Here is a 26,217-nt window from a genome sequence, read left to right on the forward strand (position 1 = left end):
AGCGCAGGTTGTGTACGACCTTTAAAAGACCGAGAGCCTTTGCTGCTCTCGGTCTTTTGATTTTTTGAGCGGGAGTGTTCAGGTGTTCGAGTGGTTTCGCCGGCTTCTGGCTCCGAAGGAGGATGGGGTGAGTCGAACGCTGATCGTTGGCCTGGGAAACCCGGGGCCAAAGTACGAGGGGACGCGTCATAACATCGGCTTTGCGGCGGTGGATGCGCTGGCGCAGCGCTATCAGATGACGGTCACGCAGTCGAAGTTTCACGGGGTCTATACCACCGGGATTGTCGCCGGCCATGATGTGGCGCTCTTAAAGCCGTTGACCTTCATGAACCTCTCGGGCAAGTCGGTGGCTCCGGCGTTGAGCTTCTTTCATGTGACCCCTGATCGCCTGATCGTCCTCCACGACGAGCTCGACGTGGAGCTCGGGCAGATGAAGATCAAAGAAGGCGGCGGTCACGGCGGACATAATGGCCTGCGCGACATCGTGGCTAAGACGGGCACCCGCGAGTTTGTTCGATTGCGCCTGGGCATCGGTCGGCCGGAGCACGGCGATGTCACCAACCACGTCCTGGGGCGTTTTCGCCCGGACGAAACCCTGGCAGTTGACCGGATGCTCGACGATGCCTGCGATGCGGTTGAAGTTGTTCTGAATGAAGGCGTGGCCGTCGCTCAGAACCGTTTTCATGGGCGCTAAGACAGGTTCGGTTATTTTCCGCTGGAAAATCTTCCTGACCGGGTGTATGGGTTCCCCCCCCTTGATGGGTGTCTGGCGACGACTCGCCACAAGGCACCACACTGGAGTGTGATGATGATGACGTTCAAGATTCGCCGCATCCTTGCGGCCCTTCTCAGCCTGATTGTTTTTGGCGCTGCCGCTCCGGCGATGGCCCACCACACCGGCGAAGATGAAGGTGGCGATGAGATCGCCCATCACACCGATGACGATGGGGAAGCAGAAGTAGACGCGCGGCTTGCGCATCACACCGATGATGATGGTGAGGTCGAAGCCGCCTGAACGATGGTGTTCAACAGGATTGCGTCGCGCCTCACTCCGAGGCCGGCACGAACCTCGCTCCGCCGCATGTTGAGGCGGGGCTTTACCCGAGAGGTTATTTCATGGCTGTAGAGAGACTACGCGAATACGAGACGATCTACATCGTGCGTCCCGACGCCGGCGAAGAGGAGTTCGCCCGGCTTCGTGAGCGCGTTGAAGGGATCATCGAGAACGAAGGCGGTCACCTGCTTAAGTTCGACGACTGGGGCCAGCGCAAGCTCGCCTACGAGATTCACGACAAGTCGGAGTCCCGTCGTTTTGAGCGCGGTAACTACCAGTACTATCGCTACCTGGTCGGCGGAAACACGGTTGCGGAGATCGAGCGCAACCTGCAGCTGATCGACTCGGTGTTGAAGTTTTTGACCGTCAAGCTGGAAGACGACCTCATCGCTGAGGAGCGCCTTGCGCGCCCCGAAGAGGAAGAGGTCGAAGAGGTCATCCCGGCTCAGGACGACGACGAATAGGAGGCTGTGATGGAAGTCATTCTGACCGAAGATGTGCCCAATCTCGGCGAGATGGGCGAGATCGTGAAGGTTGCTCCGGGCTACGGCCGGAACTTCCTTATCCCCAAAGGTCTGGCGCTGCCGGCCAGCGCCAACGAAAAGAAGGCGCTCGAGCATAAGAAGCGTCAGATCGAGCTCCGCAAGGAGCGCGAGCGCGAAGCGGCTCTGGGCGTTCAGTCCAAGCTCGACGGCGTGCGTATCACCATCGCCAAGCGTGTTGCCGAAGGCGACGCTCTTTACGGCTCGGTGACCACGCGTGAGATCGCCGACGTGCTCAAGCAGGAAGGCTTTGAGGTGGAGCACCGCTTCATCGAAGTCGGCCGCGGCATCGACGAGCTGGGCATCTACAAGGTGCCGGTGAAGCTTGCCAGCGGCGTCTACGCTCACATCATCCTGTGGGTTGTGGCGATGTAAGTTGGCTTTGCCTGCGGGCATAAGCGATAAAGAGCCCACGATGAGTGCATCGTGGGCTCTTTTTTTGTTCTGGCGAGAAGGCGCCGTCTCGGATTTAACCCGGCGCATCAGGAGAGAGATGGCGATCGATGTTAGCCGCGCGCCCCAGGCGCTTGAGTCGTTGGCCGGGGAGCTCGAAGGAGAGCTGCGCCTCGATGATTTGCACCGTTCGCTCTATGCGCAGGACGCCTCGGTGTATCAGTCCGAGCCGGTAGGGGTGGTCTTTCCGCGCACGGTCGAAGATGTGCAGGCGATCGTGCGCACTGCCGACGCCCTGGGGCTTGGGCTTGTGCCTCGTGCGGCCGGCACAAGTCTGGCCGGGCAATGTGTCGGCGAGGGGCTGGTGGTCGATGTGGGCCGCCACATGAACCAGATCCTGGAGCTCAATGTCGAGGAGCGCTGGGTGCGAGTGCAACCCGGGGTGGTGCTCGATGAACTCAATCGCTTTCTGGCGCCGCACGGGCTCTTCTTCGGGCCGGACACCTCCACGTCCAACCGTTGCATGATCGGCGGGATGATCGGCAACAACTCCTGCGGCAGCCACTCCATCCTCTACGGCAACACGATGGCGCATGTGCTGGAGCTGGGGGTGGTCTTCTCCGACGCGAGCTTTGAGCGTGTGGGGCTCTGGAGTGAGGCGGAACTTAAGGAACGCATGCAGCGCCCCGACAGGCTCGGGGAGTCATTGCGTACGCTTGATCGCATCATGCGTGAGCATGGCGAGCTGATTGAAGAGCGTTACCCGCGCCGCGATGTCGTGCGGCGCAACACGGGTTTTCCTCTCGACGATATTCTCTGGCGCGCGCCTTATGATCAGGGTGGTGAGCCCTTTTCGCTGGCGCGTTTCTTATGCGGCACCGAGGGCACGCTGGGTCTGATGACCGAAGCTAAGCTCAACCTGGTGGAGAAGCCCCGCGAGAAGTGCGTGGTCTGTGTGCATTTCGACTCGCTGGAGGCTTCGCTGCGGGCGACCGTCGCTGCGGTGCGCCATAACCCGGCGGCCGTCGAGCTGATTGACAGGCGCGTGCTCGAGCAGACCCGCCAGAATATTGAACAGGCTCGCAATCGCTTCTGGGTCGAAGGCGACCCGGACGCGGTGCTGGTGATCGAGTTCTTCCGCGATAGCCACGACGCGCTGGAGGAGGCCTGCCAGGCGCTCATCGCCGAGCTGAAAGAGCTGGGGATGGGCTACGCCTACCCGATCTTGCGCGCGCCGCAGGATAAGGCGGTCTGGGAACTTCGGAAGGCGGGCCTGGGACTGCTCATGGGTATTGAGGGCGACGTGAAGCCGGTCACAGTGGTCGAGGATACTGCGGTGGCCGTCGATGTGCTGCCGGACTATGTGCGTGACTTTGCGGCCATTATGGACGCGTACAACACCGCGTGCGTGTACTACGCGCACGCCTCGGTGGGGGAGCTGCATCTGCGCCCGGAGCTCAACCTTAAAGATCCAGTGGATGTGGAGCGCTTTAAGGGGATCGCCACCGATGTCGCCGACCTCGTGCGCCGCTACCGCGGTGCCATTAGCGGGGAGCACGGCGATGGGCGCGTGCGCTCGCCACTTCTGGAGCGTTTTTACGGGCCGGAGATCATGGCGTTGCATCGCCAGGTCAAGGACGCTTTTGATCCCCGCGGGATCTTTAATCCTCGAAATATCGTCGATCCTCGCCCCATCGACGCTGACTTTCGCTTTGTGCCGGGGACGCCCACCCCGGAGCTGCGCACCTACTTTAAGTGGGAGTCCGAGCGTGGGCTTGTCCGGGCCACCGAGCTTTGCAACGGTGCCGGCGTGTGCCGAAAGAGCGCGGCGGCCGGCGGTACGATGTGCCCGAGTTATATGGCCACCGGCGATGAGAAGGACACCACACGCGGGCGCGCCAACGTCTTCCGTACGCTCTTAACAGGGGCGGAGCCGGAGGCCGCATTTGAGAGTGAGGCACTCTCCGAGGCGCTCGATCTCTGCCTCTCCTGCAAGGGTTGTAAGAGCGAGTGCCCGGCCAACGTCGATATGGCGCGGATGAAGGCGGAGTTTTTGCAGCAGCGCTACGATCGCCAGGGAACGCCAGCTCGCGCGCTGCTCTTTGGCCACTACGGCAAGCTCAGCCGCCTGGGGGCGTGGGTACCCTGGTTGGCGAATTTCATGCTGACCTTCGTGCTGACCCGCTGGATTTTCAACACCGTCTTCAAACTTGCGCCCCGGCGTCAGCTTCCCTTGATGGCGCCTCGCGCCTTCGACCGCGCCCTCACAAAAGCTCGCCGCTCCGGCGCGCTGGCTGCACCGCCGGCAGGGGAGGGAGCGCAGGCCAAAGCGGTCTGGCTCTACATCGATCCCTTTACCGACTACACCGAGCCCGAGCTGGGACTTGCGGCGGTGGAGGTGCTGGAGGCGGCCGGCTACCGCGTGGAGCGATTTGGCATGCGCGACGACGGACGTACCTACCTCTCCAAGGGCATGGTGCGTGCGGCGCGCGAGTTGATGGAGCGCGGGCTCCGTCAGGTGCAAGATCACCTGAAAGCGCACCCGGATCGCATGGTGGTGGGCCTTGAGCCCAGCGCGCTCTTAACCTTCCGGGACGAGCTTGGTGAGCTGGTCGATGAGGCGCTTCGACCCGTGGCAGATGATCTTGCCGGACGCTCGTTCCTTCTCGAAGAGTTCATTGTGCGCGAGGTCGAGGCGGGGCGCTGGCCGGAGGGGCTTTTTGAGACCGAGGGTGCGCAGCCGGCGCTGCTGCACGGGCATTGCCACCAGAAGGCCATCTGCGGCACGACTGCCACCGAGGTGGTGCTGGGGCTTGCCGGCTATGAGGTCGAAACACTCAAGACCGGCTGCTGCGGGATGGCTGGCTCCTTTGGGTATGAGGCCGAGCATTATGAGGTGTCGATGAAGGTCGGCGAGCTTGTGCTTTTGCCGCGGGCCCGCGCGATGGAGGAGGGGCAGGTGCTGATCGCGCCGGGGACCTCATGCCGTCATCAGATCAAGGATGGGGCTGAGCGGGACGCGATTCATCCGGCGTTGGCCTTAAAGATGCGTCTGAAGGCTCGCCAGGACTAAGTAGCGATGGCAGTCGGGTAGCGAGGGGCTCACCTGGCCATGGCGGCCTGGTCGGGCCAGGTAAGCTCCAGGCGCGTCCAGGTGCCGGTATCGATGTCGTGATGCCAGAAGGTGTGCGCGTGGGTGTCGCAGACCCAGAGAGAGCCCTCGGTGCTGGCGATCGCGGTCGGAAATTCGAACGCCGGGGTGTCCAGGGTGTGCAGCTCCTGGCGCTTCGGATCAAAGCAGCGAAGCGTGCGGTTGAGTGCGTCGGCGATGTAGACTCGCCCGCCGTGTACGGCGATTCCCCGGGGATGCTGCATCAGCGCGTCGCGCGAGGTTCCGTCGACGAGGCCGTGTTCAAAGAGGCTCTTGCCGATGAGAGTTTGCACGCGGTTGGAGTGCATATTGAGGGAGCGCAACGCCGAGGTGGTGCTGTCGATGATAATCAGCTCCTCCCCGTCGACCTGCAGGCCGGTGGGCTGGGCGAAAGCCGCGGAGCGACGATGACCGTCGATGCGGTCTTCGTCGCCCGTTCCTGCAAAACGCCCAACGTCGGAGCCATCGGTGTGCAGGCGCAGGATGGTGTGGGTGCTGGCACAGGCCACAAAGAGCCAGGAACACTGACGCGTCAGGGACCAGGGCGCGTGATGTTCGCCCGAGGCATCGTCAGCCAGTCTCGCGAGCGTGTTGACCTCCGAGCTTGAGAGATCGATGGAGCGGATGGCGTGGTTGGCCGTGTCGGCCACGAGAAGTTGATTCTCGACAAAGACGAGCCCCCGGGGGCTGAAGAAGCGCGCGCGGTCGGCCGGGCCGTCTTCAAATCCCGGCTCCGGGCCTCCGAAGCAGTCGATGACCTCCCCGTCAGGGGCGGTCAGGATGATGCGGTGATGCCCGGTGTCGGCGATCGCGACGCGATCGTCCCGGGCGCTGATGCCGGCCGGGAAGCTCAAGGATGCCGGGGAGGGTTGCGCGGGCATCGGGGCCGGCGGAGTGCTTCGGGGGGCGTCGGTCAGGCCGAGCAGGTCCTCCAGGGCGTCGATGAGCTGCAAGGGCTCGGGCACCCCGCGCAGCACACGGCAGACGTAACCGTGGGGATCGATGAGCGCCAGGGTGGGGAGCTCCCGCACATTGAAGGTTCGCGCGAGGCGGTGGTCATTGTCGATAGCTACCGCAAAGGGCACCCCGACGCGCTCCACGGCGTTGTGCAGGTAGTCGAGGTCGTGTTCGCCCGGGAAGCGCGGGCTGTGCACGGCAATGATCTTTAGTGCTTGCCCCTCAAAGCGTTGCATCGCGCGGCGCATTGCCGGCAGACCTTCCTGGCAGCGGATGCAGCTGGAACTCCAGAAGCCCAGCACCACCACCTGGCCCAGGAGATCGCTGAGGCAGAGGGACTGCTCCACGTTGATCCAGGGCAGCTCGGGAAACTCCGGCGGGCGAACGCCATGGGTGCATGGGGTCAGACGCATCGAGGGGCTCCGGGCTGGCGAGGGCGATCGCGCCCGGGCACGACCGCGGCTCTAAGAGCGCCTCGAACCTCCCGAAGTGGTGGCGGGCATATGCTTGAATTAGTTCAGGAATTCAAGCAGGGCGTCGCGGAAGGCGTCCGGGCGCTCAATGGGGATGGTGTGGCCACAGCGCTCCACCAGAATGTGTTCCCCACCGAGCAGGTCGGCCAGCTCTTTTGCGCCTTCGGTGGTCACGAGGAGATCCTCGTCGGCGGAGATCACCAGGGCATCGACGCGGAGATCTGTGGCCAGTTCGGCGACCGGGGGAAAGGCCATCAGCCCTTCGAGCAAGAGGCGAACGCCCTCCTGCGAGTTTCGCTGCACGGAGGCTTTGACGACGTTGTTGAGAAACTTCTGGTGGGAGGCCAGGAAGTCGTTTCCGAGGATCGTGGGGAGCGAGGCCCAGGCCATCGCTTCGAGGCCGCCGGTGACGAGCACCTGGTGCCAGGCGCGCACAATCGTCTCGGCCAGGGCGGTGGGGAGAGCGGTGGCGCTGCAGAGGATGAGCCGGTCGAGGCGCTCGGGGAAGTCGTTGGCGAAGCCTAAGGCGACGCGGGCTCCGTGGCTGAAACCGGCCAGGTGGGCGTGCTCAATGCCCAGGTGATCGAAGAGTTCTGCCAGATCGGCGGCGTGGGTGGCGAGGGCGGGCGGTGCGTCGGGGGCGTCGCTGCCTCCCTGGCCGCGGGCGTCGTAGAGAAGCACACGGAAGTGCTCGCGCAGCGCGCGGGCCTGGCTTCCCCAGTGTTGCGTGGACTGCGTCATGCCGTTGAGCAGCACAAGCCAGGGGCCCTGGCTGTGCTCATCGTGGGTTTCGTAGTGAAGTTTCGTGCCGTCGGAGAGCGTCATCGTGCTCAAGGGGAACCTCGCGCATCGGGGGGGAGAAATTTTGACAGGGGGGAGGAGGGCCTCAACAATCGCGCCGGAAGTCAGGACGTCCTTTTGACCAAGCGATATCATGCGCAGAGAGCTCATTCTAGCAGCAGCCACCCTGGGCGGGATCTTACTTGCGGTGCCGGCGATGGGCGGTACGCCGGTGCGTCCGTCCGATGGTGCCGTCGATGATGCGGCGGGGGAGGAGGCAGCCGATGAGGCTAAGCACGCCGAAGACGTTGCGCAGGCCGGGCAAGAATTGAGCGCAGAGGACCAGGCCGCGATCCGGGCCGCCAAGGATGAGACGCGGGAGTGGACCGTTGCGGTGCTCTCCGACTTTAACGGTGCCTACGGCTCGACGGCCTATGGCGATGAGGTTCATCGCGCGGTGGCCTGGCTCAGCGAGGATGTGCGCCCCGACGTGGTGATAAGTCCGGGCGATATGGTGGCCGGGCAGCGCGCAGGTCTTGATCATCGGGCGATGTGGGCGTCATTCCATGACGTGGTGACGCGCCCTCTGGCCCGCGCGGGCATTCCCTTTGCCATCTCGCCAGGCAACCACGATGCCTCCGGCTCGCCGGCCTTCTGGGAGGAGCGGGTGCATTTTGCCCGCGAATGGCAGGACCGCGCCCCGCAGGTCGAGATGGTCGAGGCGAGTGGTTATCCGTTTTATTATGCGTTTAAGGTGGGCCCGGCGCTCTTTGTGTCGCTCGACGCGACGACGGTCGGTCCCATCGATACGGCTCAGCGTCTCTGGCTGGACGCAGTGCTTAAGGCCCACTCGGAGGTGCGCACGAAGATCGTGTTCGGGCATCTTCCGCTGCATCCGGTCGCGCAGAGCAAAGAGCATGAGACTCTGGCCGATGAGGCGCTGGAGGCGCTGCTTTTGCACCACGGGGTGGATCTTTATGTGGCCGGCCATCATCACGCCTACTACCCGGGAAAGCGCGGTGAACTGGGACTTTTGCACAGCGCGTGCATCGGCGCCGGACCGCGCAAACTTCTGGGCGAAGATCGGGTAAGCGATCGCTCGGTGGCGCTGGTGCGCTACGGGGCAGAAGGGGTGCGCTCCGTGGAGGCGTACCGCGGGGAGGGATTTGAGGAGGTGGTGCCGCGCGAGGAGTTGCCGCGCGTTGTGGGGGAGGGGCGTCGCAAAATCTGGCGAGACGATGTGCAGCCGAACGAGGTGGATGTCCAGGCGAAGCGCCGGGTGTGGGGCGGTTTAGAAGGCGGCGCCTAAGAGCAGGTAGAGATCGGTGATGCCCTCCGGGCCAAGTCCCCGGGCGTAGCCCAGGCGAAGGCTGTTGCTGGCGTAGTAGCCCAGGATGGCGTCGAGTTGCACTTCGGCGCCGATGCCAGTGAGGCGATCGGCATCGGCCAGGTAGCCGTCGTAGGCGGCGCCGGTGTCCACAAAGAGCTGGCCTTTGAGCTGACGAAAAAAGAGGGGAAGCGTGGAGAAGCCCCGGTCGAGATCGAGGATCGGGAAGCGGTACTCCAGCTTTGCCAGCTGGTACTGCTGGCCGCGCTGCACTCCGGGGGCAAAGCCGCGGATGGGGTAGCCGACGCGGGGCTCCTGGAAGATCACAGCGCTTAAGATGTCCTGGGGGCTCAATCCGCCAATCGCGTACTGAAGTTGCGGGCCACTGGCACTTCGGGTGAGCGCCCCTCGAAGTTGCAGGGCGAAGACATGACGCTCGATGAGCGGGTTGGGATGAAAGGCGCTCAGGGCGTAGCCCAGGGTCAGCGCGTTGTACTGGTGGCCCAGCGCCGGGTGCTGCACGCCGACCGATGCGCTCATCGAGACGCCGCGCTCCGCCGAGATGGAGTGCGCATAGCGAAACAGTCGGCTGTAGGAGAGCCCGAAGGAGAGCTCGTTAAACCAGCCATGAAGGGGCTCGCGGGGGCGAATGTCGCCCGGCTCCGGGGTAACTCGGGGCCTCGCTTTGAAGGTGGTGTATTCGGCGCGGTAGTTGGTCGTAAAACTCATCCTTTCGGAGAGGATACGCAGTGGAAAGGAGAGCCCGAGCTGGCCGACGTACTGGCGCTCCAGGAAGGGCACGTAGCGGCTCTCGGCAATCAGCGATCGGGCACGCGGGTAGTCCGAAAAACGCCCCAGAAGCGTGAGATTAAAGGGGAGCCCTCCGTAGCGGTAGACAAAGCCCAGGTTGGCGCTCGGGTCTTCAAATCCCTCGGCGGTGGTGACGCCTCCGCTGAGCGTGTAGCTGTGACGCTCCAGCGGGTCGTAGCCCTCAAGTGTGGCGCCAAGGCCGGCGCCGGAGCGCAGCACGCCCGCATCGGGCATAAGGGTCAGCGGCGCTATCCAACGCCCGGCCCTGTAGGGCTCAGGCTGAAGATCGAGCTCGGGCTGAGGGTAGGTGATCGGCGGGCGCGCACGCGCACTCTCCGGCGGCTCGTGCTGGCGGGTGCGAGGATGGGGAAGGCGGGCGATCTCAAAGCCGCGCGCGGTGTACAGGCTCACGTAGATGAAGTCGCCGTCCGGGGTGACCACGGGCGAAAACGCGCCGGTAATGACGTTGCTCACCTGCCAGCGCTGCAAGGTCTCAAGATCCAGGGCAAAGATGTTGAAGACCCCGCCGGTATCGGCCGCGTAGTAGAGATGGCCCTCGGGGCCGAGATGCGGATCGAGCTCATGGGCGGCGGTGTCGGTGAGCTGTCTCAGCGCGCCATCGTTTAAATTCACCTCCCAGAGGTCGCGCTGGCGCAGGTCAAGCCGCCACCAGCTGAAGATGACCGTGTCGTCTCCGGGGCCAAAGATCGGCCGGGAGATCTGCTGCCAGTGCGCGTCATCATCGGGAGCATGATGCAGGCCGGAGACGACGATGCGCTCCTCGGTGGGGGCGTCGAGCGGACGCACCACAAGCTCCATGGTGCCCCGGCGGTTTCGTACATGGACGACACGCTCGCCATCCGGTGAGATGGCGGGTTCGCGGGCACGGTCGCCCCGGGTGAGCCGGCGGGTCTGACCGCTACGAGCGTCGTAGGCGAAAAGATCCTGGAAGGTGTACACGCGCTCAAAGGTGTCGGAGCGCGAGTAGACGAGCACGTTGCCATCGGGCGTCCAGGCTGAGGGGCCGGCGGCCCCCTCGGCCTCGCGAAGCGGGTGCGGTTCAAGCCCGCCGGCGCTCACGCTGGCAAAGACCGGGTGGGCCGACTCCGCCGAGGCGTAATAGGTGATCTCCGGATGCTCTCCCGGGCGCAGCGTGGGGTACTGATGGCGGCCTCCCCCGCGCGTGACCAAATCGGTGGGGCTGACCCCCCGGGCGATCGTCAACGTCTGGCGCGCCCGGGCTTTGGCCTGGGCCTCGGCCATAAATCCCGCCCAGAGCTCGTCGAAGCCTTTTCCGCTGATCTCTCGGGCGCTTCGGTTGAGCGCGTAGGGGACGATCCGCTTGCCGTAGAGGTGGTTAAAATCCCTGATGAAGGACTCGCCGTGATGCCTGGCGATGTAGTCGGCAAAAAAGCCGCCATAGAGGTAGGCGGCGCTCCCCGATGGCCAGGCCACCGGCAGGCCGGTGGATTGCCCCAGGGTAAAAAGCTCGTCCTCAAGCGCCGCGGTGCGCAGCCACATCGAGAAGAGCGGGCTGTCCACGCGTCCCGTACCCGCGCGTGTGGTTTCGAAGTAGGTGGCAATGCCCTCGGTGTACCAGCGGGGCAGGATGGCGTTGGGATGAAATTGTTTGCCGACGATGCGGTTGACCCACTGCGAGAGCCCCGGGTTGGTGTCGATATGCAGGGTGTGCACGTACTCGTGGTAGACGAGCACGCGTAGCCAATCATCGAAATAACCGAGCACGCTGTCGGCCTCGGGGGGCATCCCGTAGATCGTGATGAAGTTGCGCCCGAAGGCGCGGGCAAACCCGTTGGCCGAATCGACTCGGTCGGTCACCACCACGTGGGTGCGCTGGCGAGGTGTCCAGTCGAGCGTCGGCGCCAGGATCAGGTGTGCCTCTTCAAAGGCCACCGCGGCGCGTCGCGCCAGCGCTTCGGTCTGGTCGTCGTAATGGATGTAGAAGTGGGGGGTGGTCAGCGTGAAGTACTCACGCTTCGGATCGTCGAGGGCGTGCGCGCTCGGCGAAGCAAAGGTCGCAACACACGCCCCGATGAGAATGGCGAGCATCCACAGCCGGAGCATCACTGCCAGAAGGTGTCGAGCGCGCTCGGGCGCATGGGGAGGGCGTAAGAGCATAGCCTGGTGGTTGTAGCAGCGCGCCCGGCACGTTGAAAGCACGCCGTGCGTTACCAGTACGTTACACGCGCATCGACCGGTGCCGACGCCGCGGCAGGGGCGGCACCCCGGGGCGTTGGGTGACCGGCCACGCGGCTCTCCAGAAGTTTTGCCAGCGTCAGCGCCTGGTCGGCGTATGCCTGGATCTCATCGGCGTTGATGACGCGTTTTTTATATTCGAGACAGAGAGTGCCGTTGGAGATTTTGAGGTTTCCTGCCTTCAGGCTCGACGTGAGCAAGGCCTCGCGTACCTCCCCGTCGGCAAAGATTCGCCGCATGCCAGCGTTCGGCTCAACGTGCACATGAAGTTCGTCGTCAAAGCGGTCCGGGGAGAGCGCGTTGATGATGCCGGGAGCGTTATCATCGTGCAGCGTTGCCGGCTTTTTTTTGGCGACATGCCCGAAGTGAGTCCAGGCGGGCCCCATGGTGACCTGAACCTCGATGAAGTACGCTTCAATGACCTCACTGATCTCGGTACGGCGGATGACCTCACGCTCGTGGCGCGAGGCAATCTCAAGCTCAGCGCCCTGGTACGTTCCCTGGAGTCGATAACTCTCGAGGGAGTCGCCGCTCAGCTGAAGTCCCATCGCCTCGCTGGCGTTGGTCCAGGCTGTCCTTGCCAGATCGCCAACGATCCACCAGTAGAGAGCGATGACGGACACCACCAGCACAAAAAAAAGGATCAAAAAGACCTGAATGCTGTTCAGGTCGAAGGTTTCCATGACGAAGTTCAGCATGGGGTGCGCTCCTGGCCAGGTTACGGAGCGCATACTCTCACATAGTACGACGTCGTAAGCCAACGTTGACGTCATATCTGCTGCATGGAGAGCACCCTGAGCAGCGTTGCACATGCTCGACGATGCCAGAGCATCGCCTGCGCTTTGCGCCTTGCTCAGGTCACTCTCAATCTCGCATCCAAAGGCGTCACCATGGCCTCAGGGCGTCAGGGCGCGGCGCAACGTGGTGACAAAGCCTGGCCCCCCATGCTTCGCGCCGGCGAGGTGGTACGAAGACGCTACTTCGCGCCGATCCAGCCTTCGGGGCGAATGGTCACAAAGAACGTGGCCTGGCCCTGACCTCCGACCTCGTCTGAGGGAAGTTCCCAGCCCAGCAGGGCTTCCTGAATACAGCTCAGCGCCTCATCGGAGGGGTGCTCGGGGCCCGTTTCATTGCTCAACGTGAGGTCCATCGCCGCCGGCCGCACCGGGGTATCGGATGGCGTGGTGGGCCAGCCCAGCTCCACCTCTGCCACGATCAGGTCGAGGGGAAGTTGCGAGCGAAGCTGCTCGGCACAGGCCCCCAGCGAGCCGGCCTGGCGGGCCAGCGCGGCGGGCAAGGATGCTTCTGCACCGGCGGAGCTTCCCCGCCAGCGGAACCCTTCAAGGAGCACGGCTGCGGCCTGGTCGCGCCGGGGTTCGGTGGCCACGAGCTCAAAGTTCAGGCGGTAGCTCAGCGTATAGATCGGGGCGTCAGGCTCGCTCAGGTCGGGCTCGACGGGGAGTTCGAAGCTCAGATTCCAGAGGTGTTTGAGCATGCAGCGCGCATCATCGGCGGGCATGTCTTTGGGGGTGCCGTGGACGGCCATCGGATGGCCTTCTTCAGAGATGCGGAGTTCGACGAGCATCGCCGGTTGCGGTCGGTAGTTGCGAGGGTTAAGGCAGCTGCTCATGGCCTTGAACTCGCCGGAGAGTTGGCGCTCCAGGCGGTCGGGCGCAAGGGGAAGGCTCGTGACGAGCGCGTCGACCCGTGGGCGCCAACGCCAGGGGATCACCGCGACGTCGGGTGGCGAGGCCGAAGGTTGCGCGGTGTCCTCGGGGCGCTGCATCGCGCTGCCCTGAGGAGTCGAGGCGGGGATGGGTTCAACAAGGCCTTCGGCGCCGGTGCAGACGCGCTCACCTTCGGAGACGCCCTGCGCCTCACAGTTCTCGGTGCAGGTAAAGCAGCGCAGCGCGTCGGGGGCTGCGGCCCCGGCGGCCTCCTCACCCGCGAGGGGCTGAGCCTGGGCGTGGCTGACGCCGGCCATCAGCACCCAGATCAGCGCGAGCACCACCCAGCCCACAAGTCGCCTGCGCTCCTGCGCGTTCAAGGTCTCGGGTTCCTCTTGCATGATACACCTCACCCTTAAGCTCGGGTCGCCTGTTGCGGAGTGAACCGGGTGGTCCCTCCCCCCTCTTCGTGGTCGTGTTCGGCGCCCCCCCAACCCCAACATCGATGGGAGCTCCGCGCCCGCACTCCCTCAAAGGTAAACACCGCTTCGGGGCGCGGCCCAGGGCGCGCTCCGCCGGGGGTGTAACTCGACCACCACCCGGAGGGTTGCACGACCTCCTTGAATGCGACTCGACCTTCGCCCGCAGGGGTGTGCTTATCCCTGTGTCGAGGGTCGACCTCCACCTTGAGGGCAGCGGACTCCCCCGGGTCAGAGGCGGGCGCGATTCAGGGGGATCGGGGCACTGCGCTGATCACCAGAACCTCGATGTTCGTCGCGGTGATGCGCGCCTTCTCATCGGTGTAGCGATGCACCAGATCTTGAGCCTGACGGATGCGGCGCGCGTAGGTGGTGGGCGAGGGCTGATCGGAGCGAAAACGCACGGTGGCCTGCTGGTTGGCCAGTGCGCGCTCCAGCCGAAACCCCGCGCCTTCATACATCTGCGTCATCGAGGAGGTCAGGTCGACGACCTCCTCGCTCCGAACCTGTGTGCAGAACGTCGTGGCCGGGGAGGGCATCAGGCAGGGTGTGGGCTGAATCTCGGGCGCGGTGAAGTCAAGGGGGCGCGCTCCCAGCATCGACCACCAGGTCCGGGCGCTGGTCTGCAACGCCGGTTCTGAGAGGCTTTGCAGGCTTGCGCGCGTGCGCGCCCGTACGCGCTCCTGCTCATCTTTTCCGGGCTGCGCGGCGATGAAGCGCTCAAAAAGATCGCGTACCTTCTGCTCGATAGCTTCAGCGTCAGCCGCGGTGATTCGACCGCCGGCGTCGATCCGCAACGTGGGCACAAGGCAACCCAGGCGCTCGACGCGCTCGGGAAAAAGATCCGGGTCGATGACCGGCTCGAAGAGAGCGTCGTCGCGCTGCGGGCGAAGTGTCAGTCCGCGAGCATCGACCTCCACCTCGAAGACGAGCTCGCAGACGCGCAGGTGATCTTCGCCTTCCCTGCCTTCGACCCGCGTCTCAACCAGCCGCCGAACCTCCAGACCTTCCGTCGACTGCCAGGCGTCCAGCCAGCCGGGGGGAGCCTGCGCATCGGCCGGAGTACTGATGATCAGGGCGGCGAGGAGGGTCAGGGTTTGGACCACCGAGGTCCTGACGAGCGCGGGAAGACGATAAAAGGGCATAGGGAACTTTAAGATCGAAGGTAGGGAACGCTGCTTTTGAATCACTCCCCCCAGGTCAGGGCAGGAACACCGGCATCATGGAGAGCCCGTTGCTGGCGCAGTTGGAAGGGCACGCTGGACCTTCGGAGAGGGGCGGGAGGCTGTCGGCGCTCCGGGTGATCACAGCGCCGAATCACATGTGACCCTTGTCATGTAGGAGCAGGCGGTCCCGGTAAGGAGCGCAAGCGCGACGACCAGGCCCGGTTGGCGTGGATTCATTGGGCGGCTCCGGGCATCGACGCGGACAGCGCACATCATGGAGGTGTGGGGCACGGAGTTGTGGGAGCCGACCTTTAGCAAAGCGTGACCGGGGAGGCCAGCCCGGCCAGGCGTCGTCTGACCCCAACCAGGTCTGAGGCCTCGAATATGGAGCGTCTCGAACGGGCGCTGGGCTCAGCGGCCCCGGAAGGCCTGCGGGTGTGTGAGCTCCCAGGGTGTTACATCCCCCCCCGGGCCAGAGGGCTTCTGGCCCCGGAGCCTTATTAAGGCTCGGAAGCCAGAGGGGGTCTGGCCCCGGAGCCTTAATAAGGCTCGGAAGCCAGAGGGTGTCTGGCCTGAGGGGGTGTTGCCCCCCCCCTCGGGCCAGACACCCTCTGGCGTCAGGGGGGGGAAGCCCTCAGCCTCGCCAGAGGGCCTCTGGCGTTAAGGGGCTGGGAAGACTCCAAAGCCAGACAACGCGCTCAATGGGCGAGCCAGGTGCCCGGATAGGCCGGCGCGGCTTTGAGAAAACACGCTACCGGTTGGTCGCGATCGCCGGCGAGTAGGGCCCAGGTGGGGTCGGCCGAAAGATCGTCGAAGGTGGCCGGGTGGGCGTCGGGGCGGATCACCGCCGCGTTGATGTTGTCCTGCTGTGCCACGCCGCGCAAAATCGGCTGGTCGCGCGCGAGCTCATAGAGCGTCATGGCACTCTCTGTGCTGAGCGCGCGCGAATCGGCGTAGAGGATGGGCTCAATGCGCTCGGGTCGCCACAGCGCATAGGCCAGGTAGCCGGCCAGGGAGGGATCGTTGAAGACGCGCAGCTCTTTTCCGGCGCGGCGCAGAAGTTCGCCGCAGGCAAGCGGGGTATCTTCGGGGACCACCCCGCGCATCGGGATGGCCTGGCGAGCGTCAGCGTGAACGCGGGTGGTCATATCGGCGTGCCAGGGCAGCGCGGGCTGGGTAAGTACGGCCGCGCCCAGAAGCAGCACCGAGGTCAGCAGCGCCAGGGTGGGGCGGTGAAGTTCGGTGCTGGCCGGCGGTGAGAAGACGGTGGCGAGCAAAAGCACCAGCGCCAGATGGTGCAGGGGCAAGAGCGCCGGCACCATGCTCGCCCACAACGTCAGCAAGAAGACCGGGAGGGCCAGGGCCGCGGCGGCAGCCAGAGGCATCTGAGTGGCACGGGCGTGTCGCGCCCACAGCGCCAGACCCACCGCCCCGGTGCTCAGCGACAGGGTCACGCTGAGCGCCCCGGGCAGCAGGGTCGGCAGCGCGGGGCTCTTTGAAAGGTGCGCGAGCACGCCAAAGCCCAGCGGGCTTGCGAGCGGAGCCAGAAGCGCGCCGGCAAACGCCACGACCGCGCCGAGCTTTGCGCCGGCTTTCCAGGCGTGGGCACCCACCGCAAGGGAGGTGGCCATCATCACCAGCGCCGCCGGGAGCGCGAGGTTGACCAGCGCGAAGGCGCTCGCGCTCGTTACGATCGTGGCGAGCAGGCCGGGGCGATGCGAGGTCAACGCGCGTGTGGCGGCGATGAGCCCCGCGCATGCGATCGGTAGCGCCAGAGATTCGGGCCCCACCGCCGAGAAAAAGACCGCCGCCGGCACCCCCAGCCACGCCACATTGAGCAACGATGCGGGCCGTGGGCTGCGTTCGGCTGCGGCCCAACCCATCATCGCCACCGCCAGGGTGACCAGCGCGCTGCGGGTGACCATCGCGGCCTCAATTCCCCCCAGATCCACCAGGCGAAAGAGCGCCACGCTGGCAAGCCAGCTCGTGTCCAACCAGCCCGTGCCATCGGGAGCCGTGAACACCAGGAGCTCTTTGTCGGGGATGCGTCCGTAGGCCGAAATCAGGCGACCGTAGGCCACCCGCCACCAGGTGGCGTCCTGGCGCATCAGGCTCAGGCCCAGAAGCGCCAGGGTGAGTGCTGCGGGCAAAAGCGCCGAGGCCAGCTTGGTGCGGGCCGGAATCGGGCCAGGGGGCGTGCTCATGGTGGGTCCGTACTGCTTGAGAAGATCGTTAAAAACGCGCGCGCAACGAGCCTGCGCCGGCCTTCAGCGCGATCACAGGCGTCAACGCCGCGACCACAATGCCCAGCGCGGCAAAGGCCCATAGCCCGGAGCTGATCGTTCCGAATCGCTCAGGCTGGGTGAGCGCCAGGGAGGGATAGAACCACATCCCCAGCAGCATCAAGGTCAAAAAGATGCACGAGATCATAAAGATCACCGCCCCGAAGCTCGACGCGATCTTGGCGGCGTTGGGGTTATGAAATTGCGGATAGAGCGCGCCCATCCCTACTGCCACCGCTGCACAGACCGCGGTGATCACCAGGATCTGAATGCCGCTCAACAGGCAGGTCAACAGCGGCGTGCCCACCAGGAGGTTCGATGACCAGATCAAGAGCTGACCGATGATGACAATCGGCGCCAGACTCCCGAGCCACTTGCCCACCAGAAAACGCTCCAGCGAGATCGGTGCCTGCAAGATCAGCCAGAAGCTGCGCCCCTCAACACTGACCGCCGGAAAGAGAAAACGCCCGCAGAGCGTCACCGTCACAAAGCTGCACGCGGCAAGGTTGAAGAAGGAAAGTCCCACATCGCCCAAAAGCGCTTCATTGGCGGCGATCTCAAAGTACTTAAAGTTCACCAGATAGATGACGATGATCGCCACCACGATCAAAAGCTGCGACCACTGGCTGGCATCCCGCATAAAGACGGCCTGGTCTTTATGAATCAACGCCCTGAGCGACGAGAGGGGCTGCTCACCCAGCGCACGCAACTTCGCCATGCGCTCGTTATAATCGCCGCCAGCGCGCCGGGAGCGCTCCACCGCCCAGTTGCGCGCGATCGTCATCAGCCCGCCCCCGTGACGTCCCTCCTGGGTCTTGGTGTAGCCCCGAAAGTAGAGCGGGCGGTGCAGCCAGGCCGAGATGAAGTAGAGCGCCAGCGGTGTAAGCCCCAGAAAGGTCGCCGACCACATCCACTGGCCGCGCGTGTCGAAGAGTATCGGCGCGAGCATGTTGATCACCCAGTCGCTGGGTAAATACGAGGTCGTCGGTACCGAGAGCAGCCGCATCAGCTCCCCGATCGAGTCAAAACTCTCCGGGTTGAGCAGGCGTTCGGGTTGGACTGAGCGAATCACCACAAAGAGCGTCGCAAAACCCACCAATCCGAAGAAAAGCGCCGCATCGCGGGTGCGGTTGGCCGCAAGGATGTTGGTCACCAGCAGCGCCAGAATCGACGCCAGCCCGGTCGGGATCGCCACAAAGGGAATCAGTACCAGCACCAGATAGGGGTAGAAGCTCCAATGGGCCCCCATCCCGTAGCCGATGGCCGAGAAGAGGGGCACCCCGAAGAGAATGATCACCCAGCTCGATTGCAGCATCGCCTCCAGAAAACGCGAGGTGAACATCGCGTCTTTAGGGATGGGCTGGGCCATCAAAAACTCGAGATCGTCGGCCAGATAAAAGGAGCTGAACGAGGTGACGATGTTGCTGAACACCAGAAGCCCGAAGAACACCAGCAGCGTGATCGCCAGCAGGCGCTGCACCAGGAGCTCGCCCACCGGCTCCAACATCAAGGACTGGGTGACGATGAAGTGGCCGGAGCGAAAGAGGGCCGCAGCAAAGAGCAGGCTTAAGACAGCAAAGAAGGGCCCGCGCAGCCGGCCCTCATCGGAGCGAAGCGTGCCGCGTACCATGCGCAATTTGATGCCGATAAGGTCGAGGATCACGGGCGCTCTCCCGGCTCATGGCCAAAGCGCTCGGCCACTGCCTGGTCACGCTCGGCCTGCGACTCTTCGGTAATACGCAGGAAAACCTGCTCGAGGTTGCCGTCGGTCTGCCCCGACTCCAGGCGAAGTTCGCCCAGGGAGCCGCGCGCGACGATACGCCCGTGGTTAATAATCACGATGCGGTCGCAGACCTCTTCGGCCACCTCCAGGGTATGGGTGGAGAGCAGGATCGACATCTTTTTATCGGCCACCAGCTCGCGAAAAAGACTCTTTATGAGGCGATGGCCGCGCGGGTCGAGCCCGACCATCGGCTCATCGACCACCAACACCGAAGGCTCCGGCAAGAGCGCGCCGCAGAACACCAGGCGCTGCTTCATGCCGTGCGAGAAGCTCTCAATGAGGCTGTCGGCCCACTCCTTGAGTCCGAAGAGGTTGAGCAGCTCGTCGATACGTGAGGCCACATGGTTGGCCTTCATGTTGTAGAGTCCGCCGATAAAACGCAGGTACTCCAGCGTGGTGAGCTTGTCGTAGACGTAGGGGCGGTCGGGGATAAAGCCGGTGACTCGCCGCGCGTCGACCGGTGCACAGCCCAGGTCATGGCCGTCGATGACTACCTCGCCGCGGTCCGGGGCGATGAGTCCCGTGATCATGCGCAACGTCGTGGTCTTGCCCGCACCGTTGGGCCCGAGAACTCCGAAGACCTCGCCACGGGGCACATCCAGATCGATATGATCAACGGCGGTAAAGTCGCCGTACTTTTTATGCAGTCCGCGTACTCGCACGATCATGTCGTCCGGCGAGCTCTCGGGCAGGGGCGATGGTGCCACGGGGTCGGTGCTCATGATGATGGTCTCGCGAAAAAGTCGCACAAAGGATCATGTCAAAGGGGGACGAACTCAGCCGCCGGACACTTGCGCCTGCTTAAAGAGGCCGAAGATGCGGGCGGTGTCGAGGTCAGGACTCAAGAAGATCTGCAGATGATCAGCGCCGAGCTCGCCGGCGCGAAGCGGGTCAAGCTCATAGCGGGTACCATCGTCGCGGATGGCTACCATCCAGACGCGCGGGCCCAGAAAGCCCTGGGTGCCGAAGTTGAACCCGTGGGCCATGCGCACCTTGTGTCCGGCGCTTCGTGCCGCCAGATGCACTGCGGCCAGGCAATCCTGCGGCTGCATTGCCGGAAGTGCGTCGTCGGCCAACAACGCGCTCTGAAGTTCCTCAAGTGTGGGCGTGTTCTGTACCTCTTCACCCGGCTCGGGCCAGCGTAGTGAGCCCGTGCCGTCGCGCAGGGAACAAAGCTGCGCGAGCGCCTGGCGGTGCTGCTCCTGATCGTCGGAATCAAGGGCGCGGGCCATCGCCTCAATCGAGGCGGGAAGGTCTTCGGGGAGTGCCACCTCCGGCGCTTCGCTCCACGTCTCGCCAGGCCAATGCGGGTTCAAGGGCCCGACCTGGATGACGAGCTCCTTATCGGTCTCCAGCATCACCCGCTGGCGGGGCGACTCCAGGTGAAGCTCACTGCGCTCGTCGAGGCCCAGCAGACCCACCTCACGCAGATCGAGCTCCGAGACCCGTTCCGCGCCGGTGAGCGCCTCGATCTGACCGCCGCCCAGGTAGCTGGCCATCGTGAGCAGATCGCCCGCATCAATACCTTTCAGAAAGTCGGGGCGCTCCTTAGGAAGGGCCTCATACGCCTCTTCGGCACGCCGAAAGAAGCTCGTCGCCAGCGCCTCCGGCAGGCGGCTTCCGCGAATGCGGAAGGGAAAACCCTGTTGCACCACCTCGCCACGAGCGTCCACCAACACATCGAGGTACTGCGAGCCGATGGCCTGAACAAAACGATGCACCTTAACCTCTTCGCCATAGTGGCGAATGGTCTCCTCCCCCACGTAGCGCAGCGAGAGGTCGGTCGGGGCCAGCGTCATCGGGTCGATAAAGTCCTGCTCGTAGGTCGCACCCGGCTCAAGTTCACCGCCGGCGAGCAGGCGCGGGATGGCGTGGCCCACAAGCTCCGGCGGCGTGGCCAGCGGGATCGTAAATTGTTCGTGCTCGCCATCGAGATAGAGCGTCACATCAAAGGCCTCGCCGTCGTACTGCGCCAGCGCGCGCAGGTGCATCCCGAAGGCTTCGACCTCCCCGGAAGCCGAGCGCAGGCGAAGTTCATCGTCGAGCGAGACTTTCGAGTCGAGGTGCACCCCCTGGAGTTGGCCCATGATCGCGAAGGTCGCGTACGCACTCGTCTCAATAAGCCAGCCCTCGACCAGTCGCGTGCGCTCTTCGCGAATCACGCCCCGGTCGTCGTCCCCCTGCTGCAGTGTGATAAAGGTGACGCCTTCTTCCAGCGCGAAGACGCCGGACCCAATCGCCTGGGCGTCCCTGGAGGCACCCAGCGCAAAGACCGCCGAGGCCGCCAGCCAGCCGACGACAACCACGCCTCCGATGATGTCAAAGCTACGCAAGACTGGACTCCAGGAGCGAGAAAAAAGGGGCCGGTACCAACGCCTTGGAGTGTAGACGATCACCCGAAGTGCGCCAACCGCGGCACCCTCGTTGAACGTTCCGGGGGCCACCCTCGCACGGGGGGTTGATCCCGGGGGCTGTGCGGGGCATCATCGCCGTGGAGCCCCCTAAACTGCAGTCCCCGACGCAAGGCCAGCACGCATGTCGAAGAGCGACACGACCCACTTTCATTTTGATTTTGGCGGCATCACCCTGGAGCTTAGCGGCGAACGCGAGTTTGTAGAGAAGATGTACAAGCAGGTCATGCGCGACGTGGCCGAGGCTCGAAGCGGCGCGCATAATCCCCCCCGCGCCTCCAAGGCAGGGAAGGGGGGCGGGCAGGCGGTTCCCGTCAAACGCCGCTCGGTCTGGGTGCATCGCTGCAGCGACTTGATGCGCAAGATCTACATGGCGACGCCCGCCGATGTCAGCGCTTCGATCCTGGGGAGGGCGATCGACTCTGAGCCCGTCGGCGTGATCTACATCGACAAAGGGGCCTTCAAGGGCATCTTCCCCGAGATGGACGGCGGTCAGACGATGTGGGCCGAGTTCACCGCCGCCGGCAAAGCCAAACTCGCCGAGGCCACTCGCCCGGCGATTCAGGCGCTCTCTCCCGACGTGCTCAAGAAGTCGTCCGGCCAGCCCTGATCGCCGCCCGGGCGGTCCATCTCAGGCTCAGTCCGCCGGCCAGTTGTAGACGCGACAGGCGTTCTCGAAGGTAGCCTCGGCCAGCTCGTCGAGGGCGATTCCACGCGCCCGGGCAATCACCTCGGCGGTGTGACGCACATACCCCGGCTGGTTGCTCTTTCCGCGATAAGGCACCGGTGCCAGGTAGGGCGAGTCCGTCTCAATCAGAAGGCGATCCAGGGGGACGCGGGTGGCCACATCGAGCAGGTTTCGCGCGCTCTTAAAGGTCACAATCCCCGAGAAGGAGACGTAGAAGTCGCGCTCAAGCACCTCGTCGGCCATCTTCTGTGAGCCGGTAAAACAGTGCAGGATGCCACCGGTGGTGTGGGTTTCGCGCAAGAGGCGCACGGTGTCTTCTTCGGCATCGCGGCTGTGAATGATGATGGGCTTTTCAACCTCGTTGGCCAGCTCCAGAAAGCGTCGAAAGACGTCGATCTGCACCTGGCGCGGGGCCTTGTCGTAATAATAATCCAGCCCGCTCTCACCGATGGCGACGACCTCGGGAAGGCGCGAAAATTCGGTGACGATGGTCTCAAAGACCTCGTCGGTGCACATCGCCGCATCGTGGGGGTGAATGCCGGCGGTGCAGCGAATGAAGTCGTAGCGGCGCGCGATCTCCAGCGCTCGGAAGTTCGAGCCGAGCCCGCGGCTCGCCCCGATGGAGACGACCCGCTGAAGACCCAACTCGCGGCCGGAAGCCAGCACCTCGTCGAGGTTCTCGAAAATCGCCGGGAAGTCCAGGTGGGCGTGGGTATCGAAAAGTCTGGGCGTCGTCATGTGAGTCTCTCAAAAGAGTTCAGGGGGCACCGTCGACGTCCGCATCCGCTCGTGCGTCTCGAGGTGCGATGGGTTCGGGAGAGCGCCCGAGCGCAAGCCCGGCGCGCGCAAGTTCGCGAAGTTCGGGATCGGCATGGCTCTGCGCGATCGTGCGTAGCGTGTCGGTGGCGGCCTCACCACCGAAGTCGGCCAGGGCTAAAAGGGCGGTGTCGGCGTGATAATCCGAGGAGTGCGCAAGCTCGATCAACAGGTCGAGGTGTTCGTCGAGCTGCTTCACGCCTACCAGGCGAAGCGCATAGCCTCGTACGTCGTTGCGGCGCGCATGGAGGGATGCCGCAAGATGCTCGTCGCCACGTGCATCACCGAGTTCCATCAGGGCGGTAGCTGCGTCGAGTTTGAGCAGTGGATGAGCAAACCAGCGCGAGATCACCGCATGCAGGGCGTCGCGGGCGGCCTGGCCGTCCAGCATGGCCAGCGCGCGGGAGGCCTGGGCTACCCAGGCCTCCTCGCGAAGCATGGCGGTGAGTTCGTCGACTACCGCGCTCCGGCTGCGCTCCGGCAGCGATTCGGGGCTGAGGTCGCTGGCATCAACCAGCTCGGCGACGGCGACCGCCAGTGCTTTTCGCGCCGCGCCATGCGCCCCTTGCCAGCTCTGCAGCAACGCCGGCAACATCTCGGAGCGCCTCAACTCCACGGCAATCTGCGCGGCGCTGGCAGCGAGCTCGGCGTCTGGATCGGAGAGCAGGACTTCGAGCTTACTGGCGATCGCCGGGTGCTGCGGGGAGACCCGGTAGAGGGTCAACAGCGCCTGAAAACGCACGTCGGCGCGCCTGTCACCAAGCAGCTCCGCGGCCACCTCCGAGCTCCGATCGACCTGAGGGGCAAATCGCAGCGCAGCGAGCGCGGCCACCGCCGCCCGAGAGCTCTGCCAGTCCAGCGCATCGGCCCCAGGTGCCAGCGAAACAAGGTGTGGGGAGGGAGGTGCCTGACCCCGGGCGAGGCACACGAGCACCTCCACGACCTCGTCGCTCATCAGCAAACCCAGCCCGCGCGCCGCATCCTGGCGCACCGGCGGGTAGGGATCATCCAGGCAGACCAGCAAGAGCGCGCGCCGCTCGGCCGGCGAGCCCTGCTCCTGCTCCAGAATCCGCAGAAGCTCGCGATGGCGAGCCTCCGAGTTGGCGATATAGGCCAGTGTGGGCGTCAAAGCGCCTCCCTTTGCAGCGTGAGACGCGCCTTAGCTGATGCGCGTGCCCACCTCAACGCGCTCGTCGTAACGCGCCAGCGCCAGTTTGCCGTCGGTGGTCTTCGCCGCCAGGATCATCGCCTCACTCTTGATGCCAAAAAGTTTGGCGGGTTTGAGGTTGGTGACCATCGCCACACGCAGCCCCACAAGCTCCTCGGGCGCAAACGCTTTGGCGATGCCCGCCACGATTGTGCGCGGCGCTTCTTCGCCGACGTTGGCGCTGAGCTTGAGCAACTTATCGGCACCCTCGACTTTCTCCGCTGTGAGGACCTCGCCGACGCGAATCTCCACTTTGGTGAAGTCGCCAAACTCAATGAGCCCGGTGCTTTCGCTGTCGTCGCTTTTCTTACTCTTTTCCACCTTCTTCTCGTCTTTTTTGGCCTTTTTAGCCGGTTTTTGATCCTGCGGGGCGCTTTTCTCGCCGGCGTCGTCCTCTTCGACCGGGGCTTCGAGCTTGCTGAAGAGCACTCCCGGAGCTTCCAGCGGGGTGCCAGCCGGGAGGTTGGCCCAGGTCTTAAGCGTCTCGAAGCTCAGGTGCGCCTCGGTGGTCTGACCAAAGCCAGCCAGAATTTTGCGCGAGGCGTCCGGGGTGAAGGGCGCGGCCAGAAGCGCGATCCAGCGGATCGACTCCAGCGCGTTGTAGAGCGTCTGCTCCAGACGCTCGGTTTTGCCCTCTTTGTTCAGCGCCCAGGGCTGGGTGCGTTGGATGTAGTTGTTGACCTCGCTGGAGAAGGCCATCAGGTGCTCAAGTGCGCGGTGCAACTCGCGATCCCCAAACGCTTTGTCGATGGCGTCGCGTGCGGCAAAGGCCGCATCCCGAAGCGCGATATCCTCCGACTCGGTGAGCTCGCGCGGCGCGGGAATGCTGCCGCCGATGAACTTGCCGGCCATCGCAAAGGTGCGGTTGACGAGGTTGCCGATGTTGTCGGCCAGCTCGGCATTGTTGCGCTCGACCACGCGCGTGTCGCTGAAGTTCCCGTCGTTGCCGATCGGGATCTCGCGCAGGAGGTAATAACGCAGCACATCGAGGTCGTAGCGCTCGGCCAGCTCGAAGGCGTCGATGACGTTACCCAGGCTCTTGCTCATCTTGATGCCGTCGTTGGTCCACCAGCCGTGGGCCACGATCTGTTTTGGCAGCGGAAGGCCCGCGCTCATCAAGAAGGCCGGCCAGTACACCGCGTGGAAACGCAGGATGTCTTTGCCGATGAAGTGAATGTCGGCCGGCCAGAAGGTCTCAAAACGCTCGGGGTCATCAAAGGCACCCACCGCGGTGATGTAGTTGGTCAGCGCGTCGACCCAGACGTAGAGCACATGCTCGGGGTGCTCCGGCATGGGGATGCCCCAGGAGAAGGTCGTGCGGCTGATCGAAAGATCGCGAAGACCGCCCTCGACGAAGGACGCCACCTCATTGCGGCGCCCCGAAGGGGTAATGGCGTCGGGGTTGCTGCGGTACCAGTCGAGCAGCGGTTCTGCGTACTTGCTCAATTTAAAGAAGTAGCTCTCTTCTTCGACCCACTCCACGGACGCTCCGGTGGCGGTCGCTTTGCCATCGGCGATCTCGGACTCGTCGTAGTAGGCCTCGTCGGCCGCGGCGTACCAGCCCTCGTATTTGTCGAGGTAGATATCGCCGGAGGCTTTCATGCGCGCGACCATCTCGGCGACCGTCTTCTTGTGATCGGCGTCGGTGGTGCGGATGAAGCGGTCGTGGGTGAGGCGGAGCTGCTCAAAGAGCTCGCGAAAGCGTGCGGAGTTCTCATCGACCATCTGCTGGGGGCTGATGCCCCGATCTTCGGCGGCGCGCTGGATCTTGAGCCCGTGCTCGTCGGTACCGGTCAGAAAGAAGACCTCATCGCCTTTCTGGCGGCGGTAGCGGGCGAAGGCGTCGGCGATGATCGTGGTGTAGGCGTGCCCGATGTGCGGCGCGCCGTTGACGTAATAGATGGGCGTGGTCAGATAGAAGTTCGACATAAGAGAAGTCTCAACGCAGTTGGGAAGCCATCAGCTTAACGTGTGCCACGCGCTCGTCAGTGGCGCGTGGCTGCAGGGCAGGGTG

The 26,217-nt window shown here is 64.3% G+C and carries 20 protein-coding genes; 7 read left to right on the plus strand and 13 right to left on the minus strand.

Features of this window, described 5'->3' with window-relative positions:
* The first annotated feature begins 127 nt into the window (after window positions 1-127).
* The 5 genes from pth (at window position 128) to EA187_RS01680 (ending at window position 5,062) form a co-directional block, all read left to right on the plus strand.
* Window positions 128-694: an aminoacyl-tRNA hydrolase gene (pth, locus tag EA187_RS01660; protein ID WP_115603587.1), complete on the plus strand. Its 567-nt coding sequence runs from the start codon at window positions 128-130 to the stop codon at window positions 692-694.
* A 114-nt stretch (window positions 695-808) separates the two neighbouring features.
* Entirely contained in the window at window positions 809-1,015 is a 207-nt protein-coding gene (locus EA187_RS01665; RefSeq protein ID WP_115603232.1) for a hypothetical protein, read from the plus strand.
* A gap of 101 nt (window positions 1,016-1,116) precedes the next feature.
* Window positions 1,117-1,518, plus strand: coding sequence for a 30S ribosomal protein S6 (gene rpsF / locus EA187_RS01670; RefSeq protein ID WP_115603231.1), 402 nt, complete (start codon window positions 1,117-1,119; stop codon window positions 1,516-1,518).
* A 9-nt stretch (window positions 1,519-1,527) separates the two neighbouring features.
* Window positions 1,528-1,971, plus strand: coding sequence for a 50S ribosomal protein L9 (gene rplI, locus EA187_RS01675; RefSeq protein ID WP_115603230.1), 444 nt, complete (start codon window positions 1,528-1,530; stop codon window positions 1,969-1,971).
* A gap of 118 nt (window positions 1,972-2,089) precedes the next feature.
* Complete coding sequence (locus EA187_RS01680) at window positions 2,090-5,062, plus strand: FAD-binding and (Fe-S)-binding domain-containing protein (RefSeq protein WP_164855890.1); 2,973 nt, start codon at window positions 2,090-2,092, stop codon at window positions 5,060-5,062.
* Between the two features lie 29 nt (window positions 5,063-5,091).
* Here the strand turns inward: EA187_RS01680 and EA187_RS01685 are convergent, their stop codons facing one another.
* Together EA187_RS01685 and EA187_RS01690 are read right to left on the minus strand one after the other, a co-directional pair.
* Complete coding sequence (locus tag EA187_RS01685) at window positions 5,092-6,510, minus strand: redoxin domain-containing protein (protein WP_127778961.1); 1,419 nt, start codon at window positions 6,508-6,510, stop codon at window positions 5,092-5,094.
* A gap of 99 nt (window positions 6,511-6,609) precedes the next feature.
* A complete protein-coding gene (locus tag EA187_RS01690; RefSeq protein WP_241250170.1) occupies window positions 6,610-7,395 on the minus strand; it encodes an alpha/beta fold hydrolase in 786 nt (261 codons plus the stop codon).
* Between the two features lie 109 nt (window positions 7,396-7,504).
* Here EA187_RS01690 and EA187_RS01695 point away from each other — a divergent pair, with 109 nt between their 5' ends.
* Entirely contained in the window at window positions 7,505-8,659 is a 1,155-nt protein-coding gene (locus EA187_RS01695; RefSeq protein ID WP_127778963.1) for a metallophosphoesterase family protein, read from the plus strand.
* Here the strand turns inward: EA187_RS01695 and EA187_RS01700 are convergent.
* The 8 genes from EA187_RS01700 to EA187_RS01735 form a co-directional block, all read right to left on the minus strand.
* Window positions 8,642-11,626 (minus strand): PD40 domain-containing protein, encoded by a 2,985-nt coding sequence (locus tag EA187_RS01700; RefSeq protein ID WP_127778964.1) that lies wholly within the window; start codon window positions 11,624-11,626, stop codon window positions 8,642-8,644. The two genes, EA187_RS01695 and EA187_RS01700, sit on opposite strands and share 18 nt — an antisense overlap.
* Window positions 11,627-11,676: 50 nt before the next feature.
* Window positions 11,677-12,402 (minus strand): hypothetical protein, encoded by a 726-nt coding sequence (locus EA187_RS01705; protein ID WP_127778965.1) that lies wholly within the window; start codon window positions 12,400-12,402, stop codon window positions 11,677-11,679.
* 278 nt (window positions 12,403-12,680) lie between these two features.
* Complete coding sequence (locus EA187_RS01710; protein WP_127778966.1) at window positions 12,681-13,772, minus strand: hypothetical protein; 1,092 nt, start codon at window positions 13,770-13,772, stop codon at window positions 12,681-12,683.
* 326 nt (window positions 13,773-14,098) lie between these two features.
* Entirely contained in the window at window positions 14,099-14,956 is an 858-nt protein-coding gene (locus tag EA187_RS01715) for a hypothetical protein (RefSeq protein ID WP_127778967.1), read from the minus strand.
* A 758-nt stretch (window positions 14,957-15,714) separates the two neighbouring features.
* Complete coding sequence (locus EA187_RS01720; RefSeq protein WP_127778968.1) at window positions 15,715-17,220, minus strand: hypothetical protein; 1,506 nt, start codon at window positions 17,218-17,220, stop codon at window positions 15,715-15,717.
* 28 nt (window positions 17,221-17,248) lie between these two features.
* The gene (locus EA187_RS01725; RefSeq protein ID WP_115603220.1) at window positions 17,249-18,961 is read right to left on the minus strand and encodes a putative ABC transporter permease subunit; all 1,713 of its coding nucleotides are present in this window, start codon (window positions 18,959-18,961) and stop codon (window positions 17,249-17,251) included.
* Window positions 18,958-19,803, minus strand: a complete 846-nt coding sequence (locus EA187_RS01730) for an ABC transporter ATP-binding protein (RefSeq protein ID WP_206524154.1) — start codon at window positions 19,801-19,803, stop codon at window positions 18,958-18,960. Before EA187_RS01730 ends, EA187_RS01725 begins: the two co-directional genes overlap by 4 nt.
* 54 nt (window positions 19,804-19,857) lie before the next feature.
* Entirely contained in the window at window positions 19,858-21,414 is a 1,557-nt protein-coding gene (locus EA187_RS01735) for a hypothetical protein (protein WP_115603219.1), read from the minus strand.
* A gap of 202 nt (window positions 21,415-21,616) precedes the next feature.
* Between EA187_RS01735 and EA187_RS01740 the strand changes: the two genes are divergently transcribed.
* Window positions 21,617-22,102, plus strand: coding sequence for a hypothetical protein (locus EA187_RS01740; protein WP_115603218.1), 486 nt, complete (start codon window positions 21,617-21,619; stop codon window positions 22,100-22,102).
* A gap of 27 nt (window positions 22,103-22,129) precedes the next feature.
* Here EA187_RS01740 and EA187_RS01745 read toward each other — a convergent pair whose 3' ends face one another.
* From EA187_RS01745 to metG, 3 genes are read right to left on the minus strand one after another with little or no spacing between them, the layout of a single operon-like run.
* Window positions 22,130-22,918 carry a TatD family hydrolase gene (locus EA187_RS01745; RefSeq protein ID WP_115603217.1) on the minus strand — a complete coding sequence of 263 codons (789 nt, stop codon included), beginning with the start codon at window positions 22,916-22,918 and terminating at the stop codon, window positions 22,130-22,132.
* 19 nt (window positions 22,919-22,937) lie between these two features.
* A complete protein-coding gene (locus tag EA187_RS01750) occupies window positions 22,938-24,125 on the minus strand; it encodes a HEAT repeat domain-containing protein (protein WP_115603216.1) in 1,188 nt (395 codons plus the stop codon).
* 30 nt (window positions 24,126-24,155) lie between these two features.
* The gene (gene metG, locus EA187_RS01755; RefSeq protein WP_127778969.1) at window positions 24,156-26,132 is read right to left on the minus strand and encodes a methionine--tRNA ligase; all 1,977 of its coding nucleotides are present in this window, start codon (window positions 26,130-26,132) and stop codon (window positions 24,156-24,158) included.
* Window positions 26,133-26,217: the final 85 nt, after the last annotated feature.

The sequence above is a fragment of the Lujinxingia sediminis genome, assembly GCF_004005565.1.
GTDB lineage: Bacteria > Myxococcota_A > Bradymonadia > Bradymonadales > Bradymonadaceae > Lujinxingia > Lujinxingia sediminis.